Source organism: Terrabacter sp. NPDC000476 (assembly GCF_040300125.1).
Taxonomy (GTDB): Bacteria; Actinomycetota; Actinomycetes; order Actinomycetales; family Dermatophilaceae; genus Terrabacter.
Genome location: NZ_JBEPDF010000017.1, coordinates 1 through 1,310, shown reverse-complemented (window position 1 = coordinate 1,310; position 1,310 = coordinate 1). Strand labels below are relative to the sequence as shown.

The window sequence follows — 1,310 nt, the reverse complement described above, 5'->3', positions numbered from 1 at the left end:
CGCGACCGCTTCGGCGGCACGAGCGAGGGCTTCGTCCGCGTCGGGGTCGTCCAGCCGGGCGACCCGCAGCCCCCGGTCGCCGTCGAGGACGACGTCCGGGCCGCGCCGGGGCGCACCGTGCGCGTCGACCTGCTCGCCAACGACCTCATCGCCGCCGGCGACTCCGTCGAGTTCGAGGACTTCGCCAAGCTCAACGGCGACGGGTTCGCCAAGGACTTCACGAAGCAGAAGGACGACTCGATCAAGGCCGTCGTGCCTCCCGAAGGGCCGGCCAAGGTGCTGACCTACGGCATCACGGACGGCCTCTTCGACCCGTCGCGCTCGACCCTGACGGTGCGGGGGCAGAAGGACTTCAACAACCCGCCCGTCGCCGTCGACGACACCGGGATCGCCAAGGGCGGCGAGACGAGCATCCTCGTCGACGCGCTGGCCAACGACCGCGACCTCGACGGGGAGCGCTCCAGCCTGACGATCACCAAGGTCGTCGGCGACGGCGCGGTCATCGAGCGCGGCAAGGTCCGCATCACGCTGCGCCCGACCGCCCGCGTCGTGCCCTACCTCATCGAGGACGCCGACGGCGCGACCGCGATGGCCCTCATCTACGTGCCCGCCGGCGACAACGGCCTGCCCTACGTCGTGCAGGGCAAGACGATCACGATGGCCGCCGACTCCTCCGTCGACGTGCGGCTCGGCGACTACGTCACCGACCCGCGCGGCGGCACGGTCTCCCTCACCTCGCCCGACACCGTCTCGACCGCTCCGTCGGCCGACCTCCAGCAGGAGGCGACCTCGGCAACGGCGATCCGGCTCACCTCGACGAACGGCTACGTCGGCCCGGCCGCCCTCATGCTCGAGGTCACCAACGCGACGGGCCCGGGCGACAAGAGCGCCCAGACGACCTACGTCACGCTGCAGGTGCAGATCGGGCCCGACGTGCCGGTGCTGCGGTGCCCGTCCTTCGCCGTCTCGATCCTCGCCGGCGGCGACCCGCGGCAGATCGACATCCCGCGCCTCTGCCACGCCTGGCTCCCGAGCGGGATGGACCCCGCCAAGGCCGTCTACGAGGCCTCGTGGGACCCGGGCATCGACCAGGTGTCGCTCACCCAGCAGGGCACGGGCGGCCGCCAGGTCGTCCTACGCGCCGAGGAGTCGGCCCCGGGTGGGGCCACCGGGTCCGTCGTCGTCAAGGCCAAGGGGAGCAACGAGAGCTTCAAGATCGGCGTCCGGGTCATCGGGGCCCCGCCCAAGGTGGCCCCGAACCCCGACGACCCGCAGGACCCCAAGGCGCCGCCGCCCGTGCCGATCGCGAC

Annotated in this window: 1 protein-coding gene; it reads left to right on the top strand. The window is 72.5% G+C overall.

The window, feature by feature from the left end; translation table 11 throughout:
* A partial coding sequence (locus tag ABT295_RS21115) for an Ig-like domain-containing protein (RefSeq protein ID WP_502991249.1) occupies positions 1 to 1,310 on the top strand: 1,310 nt, incomplete at both ends.